Annotated in this window: 21 protein-coding genes; all 21 read left to right on the forward strand. The window is 39.9% G+C overall.

The features are described from left to right. The first annotated feature begins 48 nt into the window (after window positions 1-48). The 21 genes from C161_RS12225 (at window position 49) to C161_RS12325 (ending at window position 15,618) form a co-directional block, all read left to right on the forward strand. Window positions 49-1,101 carry an ABC transporter substrate-binding protein gene (locus C161_RS12225; RefSeq protein WP_036670497.1) on the forward strand — a complete coding sequence of 351 codons (1,053 nt, stop codon included), beginning with the start codon at window positions 49-51 and terminating at the stop codon, window positions 1,099-1,101. A 220-nt stretch (window positions 1,102-1,321) separates the two neighbouring features. Next, on the forward strand, window positions 1,322-2,386 hold the full coding sequence (locus C161_RS12230) for a polysaccharide deacetylase family protein (RefSeq protein WP_036670498.1): 1,065 nt from the start codon (window positions 1,322-1,324) through the stop codon (window positions 2,384-2,386). A 191-nt stretch (window positions 2,387-2,577) separates the two neighbouring features. After that, window positions 2,578-3,108: an AAA family ATPase gene (locus C161_RS12235; protein WP_036670499.1), complete on the forward strand. Its 531-nt coding sequence runs from the start codon at window positions 2,578-2,580 to the stop codon at window positions 3,106-3,108. A 94-nt stretch (window positions 3,109-3,202) separates the two neighbouring features. Continuing rightward, window positions 3,203-3,355 (forward strand): hypothetical protein, encoded by a 153-nt coding sequence (locus C161_RS33420; protein ID WP_442789430.1) that lies wholly within the window; start codon window positions 3,203-3,205, stop codon window positions 3,353-3,355. Beyond that, the gene (locus tag C161_RS12240; protein ID WP_235193790.1) at window positions 3,345-3,830 is read left to right on the forward strand and encodes a GNAT family N-acetyltransferase; all 486 of its coding nucleotides are present in this window, start codon (window positions 3,345-3,347) and stop codon (window positions 3,828-3,830) included. The genes C161_RS33420 and C161_RS12240 overlap by 11 nt, the downstream gene beginning before the upstream one ends. Before the next feature lie 12 nt (window positions 3,831-3,842). Beyond that, window positions 3,843-4,373, forward strand: a complete 531-nt coding sequence (locus C161_RS12245; protein WP_036670502.1) for an AAA family ATPase — start codon at window positions 3,843-3,845, stop codon at window positions 4,371-4,373. A gap of 50 nt (window positions 4,374-4,423) precedes the next feature. Then, complete coding sequence (locus C161_RS12250) at window positions 4,424-4,891, forward strand: DUF2691 family protein (protein ID WP_036670504.1); 468 nt, start codon at window positions 4,424-4,426, stop codon at window positions 4,889-4,891. Between the two features lie 479 nt (window positions 4,892-5,370). Beyond that, on the forward strand, window positions 5,371-5,868 hold the full coding sequence (locus tag C161_RS12255) for a GNAT family N-acetyltransferase (RefSeq protein WP_036670505.1): 498 nt from the start codon (window positions 5,371-5,373) through the stop codon (window positions 5,866-5,868). A 2-nt stretch (window positions 5,869-5,870) separates the two neighbouring features. Continuing rightward, window positions 5,871-6,413: a GNAT family N-acetyltransferase gene (locus tag C161_RS12260; protein ID WP_036670506.1), complete on the forward strand. Its 543-nt coding sequence runs from the start codon at window positions 5,871-5,873 to the stop codon at window positions 6,411-6,413. A gap of 562 nt (window positions 6,414-6,975) precedes the next feature. Continuing rightward, entirely contained in the window at window positions 6,976-7,434 is a 459-nt protein-coding gene (locus tag C161_RS12270; RefSeq protein ID WP_036670507.1) for a GNAT family N-acetyltransferase, read from the forward strand. 155 nt (window positions 7,435-7,589) lie between these two features. Then, window positions 7,590-8,057, forward strand: coding sequence for an NUDIX domain-containing protein (locus tag C161_RS12275; RefSeq protein ID WP_084650137.1), 468 nt, complete (start codon window positions 7,590-7,592; stop codon window positions 8,055-8,057). Window positions 8,058-8,107: 50 nt separating this feature from the next. After that, window positions 8,108-8,377, forward strand: a complete 270-nt coding sequence (locus C161_RS12280; protein ID WP_036670508.1) for a hypothetical protein — start codon at window positions 8,108-8,110, stop codon at window positions 8,375-8,377. A gap of 40 nt (window positions 8,378-8,417) precedes the next feature. Beyond that, window positions 8,418-8,951, forward strand: coding sequence for a GNAT family N-acetyltransferase (locus tag C161_RS12285; protein WP_036670509.1), 534 nt, complete (start codon window positions 8,418-8,420; stop codon window positions 8,949-8,951). Then, a complete protein-coding gene (locus C161_RS12290; RefSeq protein WP_036670510.1) occupies window positions 8,948-9,595 on the forward strand; it encodes a hypothetical protein in 648 nt (215 codons plus the stop codon). The genes C161_RS12285 and C161_RS12290 overlap by 4 nt, the downstream gene beginning before the upstream one ends. Before the next feature lie 39 nt (window positions 9,596-9,634). Then, window positions 9,635-10,663, forward strand: coding sequence for an alpha/beta fold hydrolase (locus C161_RS12295; RefSeq protein ID WP_036670512.1), 1,029 nt, complete (start codon window positions 9,635-9,637; stop codon window positions 10,661-10,663). Window positions 10,664-10,689: 26 nt separating this feature from the next. Next, window positions 10,690-11,106, forward strand: a complete 417-nt coding sequence (locus C161_RS12300; protein ID WP_051449702.1) for a hypothetical protein — start codon at window positions 10,690-10,692, stop codon at window positions 11,104-11,106. Window positions 11,107-11,314: 208 nt separating this feature from the next. Beyond that, the gene (locus tag C161_RS12305) at window positions 11,315-12,502 is read left to right on the forward strand and encodes a glycoside hydrolase family 5 protein (protein ID WP_036670515.1); all 1,188 of its coding nucleotides are present in this window, start codon (window positions 11,315-11,317) and stop codon (window positions 12,500-12,502) included. A 204-nt stretch (window positions 12,503-12,706) separates the two neighbouring features. Continuing rightward, window positions 12,707-13,246, forward strand: coding sequence for a GNAT family N-acetyltransferase (locus C161_RS12310; RefSeq protein ID WP_036670516.1), 540 nt, complete (start codon window positions 12,707-12,709; stop codon window positions 13,244-13,246). Between the two features lie 166 nt (window positions 13,247-13,412). Next, window positions 13,413-13,688, forward strand: coding sequence for a hypothetical protein (locus C161_RS12315; protein ID WP_036670517.1), 276 nt, complete (start codon window positions 13,413-13,415; stop codon window positions 13,686-13,688). Window positions 13,689-13,699: 11 nt separating this feature from the next. Next, window positions 13,700-14,500, forward strand: a complete 801-nt coding sequence (locus C161_RS12320) for a phosphotransferase (protein WP_036670519.1) — start codon at window positions 13,700-13,702, stop codon at window positions 14,498-14,500. A gap of 236 nt (window positions 14,501-14,736) precedes the next feature. After that, window positions 14,737-15,618, forward strand: coding sequence for an AraC family transcriptional regulator (locus C161_RS12325; protein ID WP_036609061.1), 882 nt, complete (start codon window positions 14,737-14,739; stop codon window positions 15,616-15,618). The last annotated feature ends 4 nt before the right edge of the window (window positions 15,619-15,622 follow it).

Consider the following 15,622-nt stretch of genomic DNA (forward strand, 5'->3'; position numbering starts at 1 on the left):
TCTGCATTGGTGAATGCTGAGCGTAACATGGAGATGGGGGATACGTGAGTGAGAAGACATGTGAACCGGTTGTGTTTGTTCATTCTACTGCTGCTTGTCGGCTGCACAGCCCCTGAGTCTGAATCTGTTCCTTCTCCCATCTCGTCTAACAACTTAGAAACTCTTCCCTCCGTTGAGGAATGGATGGAATCAGCGGTAGCAAGGGATACCTCTACGAAACCGATTGTCTTGGGTTTTTCACAACTGGGCAGAGAGAGTGCCTGGCGTCTGGCAAACTCCACGTCTATTCGGAATGCTGCGGCTGAATCGGGAATCTCCCTTGTAATAAAAAATGCAGAACAGTCTCAGACGAAACAGTTCGAGGCTGTTCGGTCGTTCATCAGGCAAAAGGTAGATGTCATTGCCATTGCACCGGTCGTGGAATCGGGCTGGGATGGTATTCTTCAGGAGGCCAGGGATGCAGGTATACCTGTTATCATCGTAGACCGGTCAGTTGATGTCAAAGACACTTCACTTTTTGTGACAACGATTGGATCGGACTTTTATGAGGAAGGTGTGAAGGCCGGGAAGTATATTCAGGATCGGATGCGAAATCATCCGGGTTTGATACGGATTGCCGAACTGCAAGGCACGAGTGGTTCTACACCCTCTATCCAGCGTGGCGAGGGCTTTAGAAGCATTTTCGAAACCAGAGCAGATATCATTTTCTCACAAAGTGCTCCTGCCGATTTTACGGAGGACAATGGCAAACAAGTCATGAAAGAATTCCTTCAGGTCCCGGAAGACAAACGGCCGCAGGTTCTTTTTGCCCATAATGATGAAATGGCTTTTGGCGCCATACAAGCGATAGAAGAAGTTGGGCTGAAGCCGGGAGAGGACATTATCATTGTCTCGGTGGACGGCTCCCGCAAAGCACTTGAAATTCTGGCGAGTGGGAAAATCAACGCTGTGGTGGAATGTAACCCGCTGCTTGGTCCTCAGCTTATGCAGGCTACAAAAGAAATTATTGCAGGGCGTACACTCCCGAAGCGCATGGTGCCCCCGGAGGACATCTTTACACAGGAGAGTGCTAAACGGGAGATGTACAACAGGCGATTCTAGAATTCGTGAATAAATAGAACATTTTGGATAAAATTCAATTTACTTTAAATAAACTTATCGTTTATACTGAACTCACCTTGAACTAAAAGCTCTTCTCTATGAGAAAGGACGTAGCGGATTACATACTTTTGAAAGCGCTTTTTTCGAGGGGTGAGAGTTCGATAAAGAGAGGGAGTGTAGAAGGTAGTATGCTGTGAATATATTATGAGGAGGTAATTTTATGTTCAAAGTTAAGCTGGCAAAGGCGGTAATATCTCTCGCACTTTTCGGTACCTTGTTTTCTATTCCGGGGGTGCCTGATGCTCGTGCTGCAGATGCAAGTTGTCCGAATGGTTATGTAGGTCTGACGTTTGATGATGGCCCATCTGGAAATACAACAAACATGCTTAACGCGTTGAAGCAGGCTGGCTTACGGGCAACGATGTTCAATGTTGGACAAAATGCACAAAATAATAAATCTCTGGTTTCTGCACAAGTAGCAGCTGGTATGTGGATTGGCAATCATTCCTATACACATCCAAACATGACTACATTGAACAGTTCTCAGATGTCGTCAGAGATTACTCGGACACAACAGACGATCCAGTCTATTACCGGAAGTTCACCTAAACTGTTCAGACCACCTTACGGTGCGACAAATGCGACCTTGAAATCCGTTGTGAGCCAAAACGGCCTGAAGGAAGTACTGTGGAACGTAGATTCCCAAGACTGGAATGGTGCCAGCGCAGCCCAGATTGTAGCAGCTGTGAATACGATGAAAAGTGGTGACGTCATACTAATGCATGATCAGTACCAGACGACACTTCAGGCCATTCCGCAGATTGCACAAAATCTGAAGAATCGTGGCCTTTGCTCAGGTATGATCTCATCAACTACCGGTCGGGCAGTCGCGCCAGATAATAGCACTACCAATCCCCCGAGTAACGGAACAAAAGTGGAAGCTGAGAACATGACCAAAGGTGGACAATACACCGGCAATATCAGTTCTCCTTTCAATGGTGTGGTCCTTTATGCCAACAATGATTTGGTTAAATACACTCAGAATTTTGCAACGAGCACTCATAATTTCTCGCTTCGTGGAGCTTCAAACAATGCCAACATGGCTAGAGTTGATTTGAAGATTGGCGGACAGACGAAGGGAACCTTTTACTTTGGCGGAAGCGCTCCAGCGGTTTATACCCTGAATAATATCAGTCATGGGACGGGAAATCAGGTCATTGAATTGGTTGTAACAGCCGATGACGGGACATGGGATATATACATCGATTACTTGGAAATACATTAACAAGCTCAAGGTTGATTGAAAAATAATGCATTATAATGAAATCCCGTTGGGTTGACCCAATGGGTTTTCATCATGTTTTTTGCCATTTTGTAACACAAAAGTGGAAGGAAAACATTTATAATGGATGAAATTGTATATGAGAAGAATTGTTTCTATTGAAAAATTTCATTGAATGGGAGTGAAAGGATCAAATGATTATAATGATTAACGGAGCGTTTGGTTCGGGAAAAACTTCTGCAGCTGAAGCACTTCAGCCCTTAATTGCAAACAGCATGATCTACGATCCTGAAGAAATAGGTTATATGCTCAGAAAACTTCTTCCGGAGAATTGTAGAGAGGAAAGGGAACGTACGGATGATTTTCAAGATATCGATTTATGGAAAATTCTAACCGTAAAGACGGCTAAAGAAGTAAAGCAGAAATACAACAGACACTTAATTATCCCCATGACCATCTATAAAGAGGAAAAATTTAATTACATCTATAACGGGTTGAAAGAGATCGATCAGGACATTCATCATTTTTGCCTTACGGCTACAGAAGAGACGATTTATCATCGTTTGGCTAAACGTGGAGATGAATATGGAGGCTGGCAGTATCAACAAGCACCAAAGTGTGTTGAAGCTTTCAAAGATGAAAAATTTCAAACTCGCATTATTACCGATCATCTGGAGACTAGTGAAATCATAGAACTCATATTGAGGAAGGTCCTATCCAAATAATTATCATTTTTGATTAAGGAGGATTTTGGATGATGATTGTACATGTACTCTTAAGAAAAGAGTGGGAAGCCGCGTTGATTAATGGGATTCTAAAATAAAGTCAGAAGATATATGGGAAGATCTGTATAATGAAGGCAGGGAATATCCTCATATTTACGGTGAATTAAATCTAGACGCGGTATTTCATACATATGATGAAGACATGAACAGAAGAGGATGGAACCTAATTGACGATTGTGAATTTTGAAGAGGTAACCGAACAACACCTCCCTGAAATTAGAGTGATTTATAACTATTATGTAATGAAAACAACGATTTCGTTTCATACGGAGGAATTAGATCTTGATCAGATTAAATCCTCTGTCATGAACAAGGATACACGGTATAAAACTTATGTAATTCTTGAAAACAATCAAATGATGGGCTATGTTCTGATAACCCAGTATAAGAGTAAACAGGCATATGACATTTGTGGTGAAGTCACCATATATTTGAAGCCCGACATTTTGGGAAAAGGCTTGGGGAAACAAGCACTACGTTTTATTGAGAAGATTGCAAAAGAACAAGGATTCCATGCCTTAATTGCGACGATTTGCATGGAGAATACAAGAAGTAAATCATTATTTGAGAGAAATGGTTATGAACAATGTGCTCTGTTTAAAGAGATTGGATATAAATTCGATAGAAAACTGGATATTGGAAGTTTCCAAAAGATATTGTAAGGAGAATAGAGAATGAGTAAAAACCTATATATTATATCTGGCCCCCCTGGAGTAGGGAAATCTACAACTTCCAAGCTGCTAGTTCAGACTTTAGATAAAAGTGCCTACATTTCTGGAGATACGGTTAGTCACTTTCCGGTCAAAGGGCGAGGTAAACCCTGGCTTGATAAGGATACAAACGACTTAACTTGGAAAAATATATCTAGTCTAGTGAAAAACTTATTGGATTATAAATACGATGTAGTGCTGGACTATGTGGCCTTTCCGGAAGACATTGATGGATTAATGGCAGAATTGGCAGACTATCATGTTCGCATAATCTATGTTGTATTGATGGTTGATCGTCAGACAATTATTCGTAGAGACCGTCTAAGAGCAGAAGAATATCAAATGAAAGAAAGAAGTATAATTCTGCTGGATGAGTTTGAAAATCATCCGGATCTGAGAGTAGATAACAAGCTGTATACTAATCATTTTACAGAAGCACAATTACCTGAAATAGTAAGTGGAATTATAAATAATGAGAAGTATCGATTGAAATAACTGTACTGTTATTATGCTTCGAATTGTAAAAATGATAAGAGGGTGAACAGATGAACAGAGGAATACGTTTTGAAATACCAAATGCCTATGGTCGCTTTCTTGGGCAGATTTTAAAACCAATGGAAGTATCTAATTTCGATTGGTTTATTGGTGAGGAGGAGTCCTATTTCGTTGTTGATGATACGTTAGGGGATGATCTTTTTCCGGATGTGATTATGGGTATGAATGGAGAAGAATTACAGAAGATTATTGATGACAACGAGTATTATTTAATATTTGCGAATTTAAAAGCATTTCCAAAAGGCTCACAAATAACAGATATTATCACCTATGAAGATTATGTGGAGAGTGACTGTCAGATGGTTCTTCTTGTGATCGATAGTACCTACGTCACGGTTTATTGTAAAGATTTAGAGAAAGTCGAGGAATTATATAATCATATAAATAGACAGGGATTTGAATCTCTCGCATATTTAACAGATGAGAATGATGCTAGGACAAAACTATCGGTCTGGTGATAAAGAAGCTTGGGATTAACTGCTAAGGTTTGATAGAACTTCCCATGCTTTCGTTGTTATGCATTAGCATAGCGTTGAGTTTAGTGTTAGGTGTTAACGCTAACGAACCTGACACGTCTTATTCGGGAATTTGAAACGCCCTCCGAAATCTAAGAAATCTGAGACACGCTATACCAGAAAAAATAGACTTTTGTAGCATTTTTGTCAGATGATTTTGAGAAATAAGATGTCTCATGTTCCTTACAATTTTAAAAGAGGACCTGAAGGCCGAATAAGATGTCCTGTGTTCCTTAGAAAATCGCATGGCCATTCGCCAGTATTATCCACCCTGAACTTCAGCAATTTAGGACAGTAAGCTGGCACCCATCATAGTTTAACTTGCCTGAGTATGAAAACAGACTCTAGTCCGTTTCCCCATGATATTTGAATGTTTATGAATACGATTACATCTTATGAATGAAAAAGGAGTTGAGAGAAAGATGGAGACAGAACGACTTATATTTCGGAAATATACCAAAAATGATTTCGATTTACTTTTTGAGATGACACGTGAGCCAAATATGATGAAATTTATTAGACATGGAGGACCCTGGACGAAGGAAGAAACCATGCAAAGCCTGGAAAAGTTCATCAACTGGAATAAAGACGATAAAGGGCTGTTACTCGCATTTAACAAAGAGGATAACAAGTTAATTGGAACCTCTGGACTGATTCCTCAAATCATTGAAGGCAATGATGAGCTTGAAGTTGGTTACTGGGTTGTAGAGCAATACTGGGGAATGGGTTATGGTTATGAACAAGCAAAAGCGTGGAAAGAATATGGCATGGATCACTTGAAGCAGAAAAGATTAATATCTCTAATTCAACATGGCAATGTGGGTTCTATGAAAGTCGCCCAAAAGAATGGCATGAAACACGAGAAGGACGTAGATATAATTGGGAAAAATGTAGCAGTATACTCGATTGAGGTGAAGTGAATATGACTCCATTTCCTGAACTAGAAACCAAAAGATTGCTGTTAAGAGAGATTAAACAGAGTGATTCCCAAGACATATTTCATATTTTTTCTTCAGATGAAGTTACAAGATTCTACGATTTAGAAAGTTTTACGAATACCAGACAAGCGGAAGAACTTATACAAAGGTGGAAAGAACGATTCGAAAATGGTCAGGTGATCCGCTGGGGAATTGCTTTGAAATCGGACAATAGAATTATTGGAACATGCGGATTTCATGGTTGGATGAAACAACATTATAAAGCTGTGATGGGATATGAGTTAGCACCGGAGTTCTGGCGGCAGGGTTACATGACCGAGGTAACTCAGAAAATCGTTGAATATGGATTCAAGAACCTTGAATTAAACAGAATTGAAGCATTTGTAGAGCCAGAGAACGCGGGATCAAGGAAGTTGCTTGAGAAAATTGGGTTCAGTGAAGAAGGCATATTGAAAGAACATTATTATTGGAAAAATCGATTTGTTGATAATGTTATCTATGCATGTTTGAAGAAAGAATATGTATGAGAATACGAATTATTGGATCTTGTGGTAGTGGGAAATCAACATTAGCCAAAGAATTGTCGGATAAATACGGTATTCCTTGCTATGAATTAGACAATCTCATCTGGGACAGAAGTGCCGAAAATCTGAGATATCCAGAACATGTTAGGGATGAATCAGTCCAGTCTATTGTCAGTTCAGAAGCTTGGATGATAGAAGGAGTACAGTGCAAAGATTGGACAATAGCGTCCATCCAGGAAGCGGATTTGATTTTTGTATTAGCTCCAAATGTTCTCATTAGAGATTATCGAATTATAAAGAGGTTTGTATTGTCCAGAATGGGCTTGCAACCGTGGAATTACAAGCAGTCATTTAAGAACTTATGCAAGATGATTGTGAAATGGAACCATTAATATAATATAGAAGAAGTTATATGTACAATTAACAAAAACCATAAGACTGCAACAATCACGAAGAATAAAAAACAAGCGATACAGTTGATTGAACATCATTTGGAAGTGGTTGTAAGTGAAATTGAAAAGAACTTTAGAATCAAACAAGGATTGTCGAAAGAGGAGATGCAGTGGTGAATATAAGAATACAACCAGTCACCCGAGAGAATTGGGAAGAGGCGCTGGAGATCTCTTTGTATGAACACCAAGTCTCATTAGTTCCATCTGTTATTGCGGGGATCGCTTACGCCTATATAAAACCGTGGGATGAAGCATTTGATCCTTACGTACTTGAGCTTGATGGGAAGGTATTTGGTTTCTTTTATCTGAGTTATACGCCAGATAGTACAGATAATTACTGGATTGGTGGTTTTCAAATCGATCAATCCTATCAAGGCAAAGGAATGGGAAAGCGCGCTATAAGAGCCATTCTAGATTACATTACAAAACAGCATCCGTTGTGCAAGGTTATTTCATTAACGGTTGAACGGGATAACGCAATAGCACAGAACTTGTACAAGAGCATGTCCTTCATTAGTGAGAACAGAACCAATTCAGATGATGAAGTGATCTACAGGTTGGAAATAAAATGATAGACTCAACATTTCAGAGGGCAATATATCTTTGTTAACCAAAAGCGAGGATTGATTGCGGTATTCACAACGATTATATCCGATGATAGCTTGTTACCACTTCAATGGTTTAACAATTATATATTGCAAGAATAGTTGTTTATGGGAGAGATAACATGAGCCACTGGTTTGATCTAGATGAACTTGATCCGGAGTTAATCAAATTTGCAGTTGTGATCGCTAAATACAATAATAAATTCATCATTATAAAAAATAGGAAAAGAGGAGGTTGGGAGATCCCAGGAGGCAACAAAGAAATAGGGGAAACCATTTTACACACGGCAAGTCGAGAACTCTATGAAGAGACAGGGGCAGTACACTTCGAATTAATACCTTATGGTGTATATGAATGGAATGGGAGCTTTGGTATGGTTTCTTATGCTGAGGTTAAATTGCTGGAGAGCTTACCGGAGTCTGAAATCGATGAAATAAAGCTTGTGGATGTATTACCTGAAGGCATGAACTTCGGAGATATGTTTTATCGTTTCTCAGACAGATGGGATGGACTTGAGAACCATAAGCTTAAGAAATACACTATCGAAATAAATCATTTGAATGAGTTACCTGAAATTAAAATAAGCTAGTTTTAGTTGGAGGAACTCTGTTTTGAAACTAAAGGAGATGAAAAGAACTAGTGAATAAGAATAAGGGACTCATCATGTCACTATTACTTTTATTGCTTTTAATTTTGTTATGGGATTCCTTTCGAACTTCAATTTTTGAAGCAGTTACTGTTCAAAAGATTAGTGAAAATGAAATGACTGTAATTAATTTTAATAATCTTGAAAGAACAATAGCCGTTCCAATGGATATGTCAAAACTAATTGAAGAGAACAAGGAATACACTATTTTGTACGATAAAAGGGTCTTTGATAAATACAGACTTCGATCAATAAAGCCATAGGATCTTAGAAATAACATGGGGAAGGAGAGATGCAACAATCATGATAACGTATAGAACGTTGACCCTTGATGATGTGAATCAGCTGCAGGAAATAGATCGCTCGGAACATATTGATCTCATTTATGAAATGAGGGAGAACCGATTGGTTGAACTTGAACAAAATCATGAATGCTCAAACTGGGATGAGATGCTTTTGAAAGAGATTCAAAATCGATATGTGTACGAATTAGAACAAGGTGGCATGGCATATGGTGCGTTTGCTGACGATCAATTAATCGGATTTGGTGTGCTGGCACATCAATATAGAGGAAAAGAACGAAATCAATTACAAGTTGACTTGATGTATGTCTCACGCGGGTACAGAAGACAAGGTATTGGAAAACGTATTCTAAACGAGTTAGGTGAAGAGGCTAAGAAACGTGGTGCACAGTATCTGTATATCTCCTCCACAGAGACGAAATCAGCGGTATCCTTTTATAGAAGTCAGGGCAGTCAGATTGCAAGCGAGATTGATCAAGAACTTTATGACAAAGAGCCGAACGATATACATATGATAAAGGAGCTGGGCACATGACAACGGTTGGGATACTCGGAACCATTCATAATCCTGAACTCAGGGAGCGATATCATTGTTCCCTTTCTCTTTACAAGGATGTGATTACTGAGTTTAAACCAGATCTCATTTGTGGTGAAGTTCATCCGCAGAGTTGGATGAGGTATCTTAAGGACAAACATGATAGAGGATACTGGGGAGAACCAGCCAGTGAGTATTGGGAATTGGTCTTCCCTTTATGCGAGGAGCATAACATCCCATTTGTCCCTATTGACTGGTTTGAATTGGATGTGTGGAATGCTTTTGATCCATTCAACGGTTATTCGGGCGTGGAACGCCAAGAACTTGAACAACGGGATGATCATTGGTTTGCAGAGCAAATGGAGACGTATCAGTTTGGCGAGATTCCTTTTAATTCAAAGGAGTTCGATCGTGTAACCAGACAAAAATATGAATGGTTGCATCAGGTAAACGCGAAGGCACAGAACTTTCGCTGGGTGGTCCGCAATCAGATTATGGTTCAAAGAGTCAAAAATACAATTGAAGCTCATCCAGAAAAACGAATCCTCTGTATCGTTGGAGCCGATCACAATTACATCTTCCAAGAAGAGTTGATGATAGAACCCGTTGAATTGTTATATCCGTTACGATTAAGGAAACGTTAGTAGAATTACAAATGAAACTTATTATTTAAGGAGCATTACATGCGCAAAAAAATACGTAAAACACTCAAGTACAGCATATTCAGTATTATTTTAATAGTTATAGTAGCTCTGATATTTCCCACATGGACACCCAAAATTAAAGGTGAAAACAGTATCAGCATGTTAGAGCAGGTCGAAATTAACGGTACAGGACATGAAGTCATGATCAGGGGTGTTGATCGGACTAATCCTATCCTGATTTTTGTGCATGGCGGGCCGGGATGCTCGGAGATTCCATACGTAAGGAAGTATCAGAAAGAGCTTGAGCAACACTTCACGGTGGTGCATTACGATCAACGTGGGAGTGGAAAGTCCTATCACTTTTTTGAAGATTACTCGAATCTCACAACAGATGTATTAGTAGATGATTTGTTAGCGTTAAGGGATTATGTATCTAAGGAGTTAGGTCAAGAGAAGGTTATATTAATCGGTCATTCATTTGGTACATACATCGGGATGAAAGCTGCGGCTAAAGCACCTGCTCAGTTTCACGCTTATATAGGCATTGGACAGATGGCTAATACACTTCAGAGCGAACTGGAAAGTTTGGAGTACACGTACGAGCAAGCGAAACAAGCCGGTAATGAAGATGATGTTAAAAAACTGGAGCTAATCCGCAGCTCGATCGAGCAAGGAAAGGAACTTACGCCTAGAATTTTGTTGCAAAAGTACGGTGGTGCAGCCAGACTCATCAACGAGAATAGAGATTATATTTCAGGATTCCTTTTAAATCCCGAATATAATGGGCTGGATATGATTCGCTTTTATTCAGGGATGTTCAGTTCACAAGACATCTTACTGAGGGAAGCATTTGATCAAAATTTACCTGATATTGTTAATCATCTGGATATTCCTACCTATTTTGTAACGGGTAAATATGATTATATGACCACTGCAAATGCAGCACGTGATTATTTTGACGTATTGGATGCACCGATCAAAGACTTCATTGTATTCAACGAGTCGGCGCATTACCCACAGTTTGAAGAGAAAGAAAAATTCGTAAAGTGGTTAAATGAGCTATTTTAATATGCATTGAGAGGAGCAAGATCATATTGTTAAATGAATTCATTGAGCTTGAAGAAGAGAGTGATGAGAGTTACCGGTGTTACACTCTGCAAAATACTGTGCAAATATTTAAACATTGCATACAGGATGAGGATTTAAATGACTTTCGAATATATGTGTCCACTAATACACCGTTAGATTCAATTGTTTATAAAATAGAAGACTTCATTAAGTGGTTTTCAACTTGTGAGACTGTCTTTCGGGAATATTATGAGAATGAACTTCAGGAAAAAGTACATCAGAATTGGTTTAATGAGATTGAAGTCTATCGTGTGGATATCACATTTAACAGTATAGCCGATTACGGCGCAACAATATCTTGCGGAGATCATATTTTGCGCGATCACATTATGATTATTGATTTTGATAGAGAACAAATCCAAGCAATCCACTTAAACGGATAGATGGATTATTTTGTAGTAAATAGTCACAAAAAACAATAAAGATATCGCTTTATTTTCCATAAATGTGTTATTATGTTGGTGTTGGACGAAGAATTCATTTGTTTGATCGATTAGAGAGAGGAGGCACGTATTCTCGAATCATTCAATCTGTATGCATAGATTAACTGCACTGCTTGTTAAAAATAATAGAATAAGCGGAGGTATGGTTATGTTCAAAAAATGGAAGAAATTTGGCATCAGCAGCTTGGCACTGGTATTAGTGGCTGCGGTAGCCTTTACGGGATGGAGCGCTAAAGCATCAGCAGCGGACGCTTCGCAAATAGTGTCTGAGATGGGTGCAGGATGGAATCTTGGCAATCAGCTGGAAGCAGCGGTGAACGGTACACCGAATGAGACAGCTTGGGGCAATCCTACGGTAACTCCAGAGTTAATCAAAAAGGTAAAAGCGGCAGGCTTCAAATCCATTCGTATTCCCGTTTCCTATTTGAGTAACATTGGAAGCGCTCCCAATTATACAATCAATGCGGCATGGCTGAATCGAATTCAGCAAGTCGTGGATTATGCGTACAATGAAGGTCTGTATGTGATCATCAATATTCATGGTGATGGGTTTAATTCCGTACAGGGTGGATGGCTCCTCGTGAATGGTGGCAATCAGACTGCCATTAAGGAAAAATATAAGAAGGTGTGGCAGCAGGTTGCCACCAAGTTTAGCAACTACAATGATCGTCTTATTTTTGAATCCATGAACGAAGTATTCGATGGTAACTATGGCAATCCAAACTCGGCCTATTACGCCAATCTGAACGCATACAATCAAATCTTCGTGGATACGGTTCGTCAGACTGGAGGTAACAACAATGCCAGATGGTTGCTGATTCCAGGCTGGAATACCAATATTGACTACACTGTTGGTAATTATGGCTTTGCTCTTCCGACAGATAATTACAGATCCTCGGCTATTCCTAGTTCGCAGAAGAGAATCATGATCTCGGCACATTATTACTCTCCGTGGGATTTTGCAGGTGAGGAAAACGGTAATATCACACAGTGGGGTGCAACTTCTACGAATCCTGCCAAGAAGTCTACTTGGGGACAAGAGGATTATCTTGAATCGCAGTTTAAGTCCATGTACGACAAATTTGTGACTCAGGGCTATCCCGTAGTGATTGGTGAGTTCGGTTCCATTGATAAAACGTCCTATGATTCCAGCAACAATGTCTATCGTGTTGCTTACGCCAAAGCAGTTACAGCAAAAGCCAAGAAATACAAAATGGTTCCTGTTTATTGGGATAACGGGCATAACGGTCAACATGGATTCGCCTTGTTTAACCGTTCAAACAAAACCGTGACGCAGCAAAATATCATTAATGCCATCATGCAAGGTATGCAATAAATTACTGTCTGGCTGTATCCGTGTAAACGGCGTGTTCCTGTAAAAGGGACATGCCGTTTTTTTGTGCTACTGGAGATGAAGATGAACAACATTTACCAATGCATTTTACATAAGCCACATACAGAATTCATTAAATCCCACACTAGCTTTTATATACTTAATTTGCTTGATATAGCGAACTAAAAGGACTAGGTGGTAGACAGAATGTTAAAAAAACGTGATTTGCAGGAATGCCTTTCACTGTACAGCTTAATGATGGACCCCGCAGTTTCTCCTTACGTTCGTTATCAATGCCAATCGTATGAAGAATATCTGTTCCTGACCAAACAATTGATGGCCGAAGAAGAGCAAAAGACAGTGATTTCCCGAACGATTTTGAATGAAACAGGGCAGCCTATTGGAACTATTGATCTATATCATATTGAGCATCAAACCGGTTTTTTAGCCACTTGGATTGGATCACCGTTTTTTGGAAATGGGTATAGCCAAAGAGCCAAATCAGCCTTTTTTGTTGAATTGTTTCTGGAACATGGGATTGAAACGGTATTTATGAAGATACGCAAGCAGAATATAAGATCCAGAAAAGCAGTACAAAAACTGCCTTATGTGAAGTTAGCCAATGGTGTGTATCCAGATGTATATCAACGGATTAATATGAATGAACAGATGTATGATCTGTATTATGTTGAACGGTCAGCCTTTTTCGAAAATAGTATGGATCTGCACCAAGTGGTAGCTACGTAACTTATTCAGAGAGCGTCAACAGCGGCGTCAGTGATGACGCCGCTATTTGATATGTTGATATAGGAACGGACCGTTAATATAACATGCAGGAATATGGACTAGAGAATCGAAAGACATTAAGTAGATAACCTCATAAAAAGTGGACGGTTAATCAAGGAGGCATGAAATGAATAATATTAACAAGATTTTGGGTGTAGTCCTCATGCTTGGCAGTGTGTTTATTTCAACGATGGAGAGAATTTCAATACGAGTCTCCGTCGCTATAGTAGAAGCAGGATATGCGTCAGGAGGGACGAACGTACCCCAGTTTGCTCAGATGAACGAGCATCCAACAGGTTTACTCGTATACTTCATGTTCTTTGTTGGATTCATACTATTGGTCGCGGGATTCCCGGGGAGTTATAAGAAAAATCGTAATCATGGGTATAGCAAGGAAGTTTAGCTTGAGGAGGGATGAAAGTGGCCCAACAGGAGGAAGTGTTAACGGGAGGTAATGTGAATCAGGTCGTCAGAATAGGTGAGACGGTTCGCCGGCATGTGAAACCAAATCCATATGTGGTTGAACTGCTTTTACATCTCGAAAAAGTTGGTTATGATCATGCCCCTCTATTTCTGGGAATAGATGAACAGGGGAGAGAAACGCTCTCTTACCTCGAAGGCATCGTTCCAGGCAATGACTACCCTGATCTAGAAGAGTATATGTGGTCAGACGAATCTTTGATTGAAGTCGCAAAACTGTTGAGAAGTTACCATGATGCGACCGCTGGATTTACAACAACATCAGTTTCAACGAACAGATATCCAGGCATAATAGAAGATGAAGTTGTATGTCATAACGATTTTGCGCCGTATAATGTGGTGTACAAGGATGGCCGTCCTCAAGGCATTATTGATTTTGATATGGCGGGTCCGGGTCCGCGAATGTGGGATATCGCCTATGTCTTGTATACATCCGTTCCACTCGCAAATTTCTCACCAGAGATGGATGGAACAGGTGTAATGCCATACGCCAGCCAGGCGCACGGAACTATTCGGAAAGAACGGATTGCCTTATTCATGGCTACGTACGGGCTGAGTGTTCCAGCAGATTTGAAGGATTGGGTCATATCCCGTATCCGTTTCATGTGTAAAACACTGACTGATCGTGCGGCTGATGGAGATGTCGCTTTTATGAAGATGGTCGAAGAGGGTCATCTGGCCCACTATGAGAAAGAAGTCATTTTTCTTGAAAACCATTGGGATGAATGGGTTTGAAAGGTAATGCTAATGGACCGCGTGATAGCCTACGGGCTGGACAGCGGTTTTTTTTGTGTCTATCTTCGAATCCCTATAAATTCCTTTCTAATCATTTTCAACAATTGTGATCAACAATACAGCAATATAGTTCAGATTAGATCGAAATAACTGTGATACAATTCATTGTAAAGCGCTATCATTGTAAATTATTAAACTATATTGCTTTTTATATTCTGGGAAGGGAGATCTTACTGATGCTAACCATACACACCCCGACGAATATTGCTTTGCAGGAAAATGAAGTTTATGTGCGATCAGAAGCAGATAATTTTCAGGATGAATGGCCTGTTCATACGCATAATGGGTATGAGATACATTATTTTATTCAAGGAGATGCAACCTTTTTAATCGGTGACCGAATATATAAGCCGCTGCCTGGAGATATGTTTATATTCAGAGGCGGTGTGCCCCACCGAATCAATCCTTCAAGAGAAATGGTGTACAAGCGAAGTTTTGTCAATTTCACGGAATTATTGCTTTTGGACATGCTTGCTGTCAGTCAGTTAGAGAATCTGATGTCCATATTCCGTCATCCCAATGGGTTATTGGTGCATTGGCCTCCGGAGGAGCGTGAGTATATCACAGCTATATTTAAGGGAATCAAGGAGGAGATGGGGGCAGGAAATACAGGGTACAAAACAATGGTCAAATTGAGTCTTACCCAATTGCTACTGCGGATTTACCGGAAAACAACCAGTGAGCAATCCGCCAATCCTATCTTATGTTCTTCCCAGAAGCAGACAAGCGTAAGCCGGGTTCTTCATTATTTAAACCAGAACTATACGGAGAATGTTTCATTGGATGAACTGTCCAAAACACTCCATTTGAATAAATACTACATTTGTCATTCTTTCAAAGAGACGACGGGATATACCATAAGCAACTATGTTATACGGAAAAGAGTTGCAGAGGCCAAAAAATTGTTGCTGTCTACGGATGCACCGATTTTGTCCATATCTGAGACGCTAGGTTTTAACACACCTGTATATTTTAGCAGGGCCTTTAAACAATATGTGGGTGTATCACCACAGTTATTCCGTAAAAGTGAATTGCTCAACGAAGCCAAAATTCATTAGAACC

It is taken from the genome of Paenibacillus sp. FSL R5-192 (genome assembly GCF_000517845.1).
GTDB lineage: Bacteria > Bacillota > Bacilli > Paenibacillales > Paenibacillaceae > Paenibacillus > Paenibacillus amylolyticus.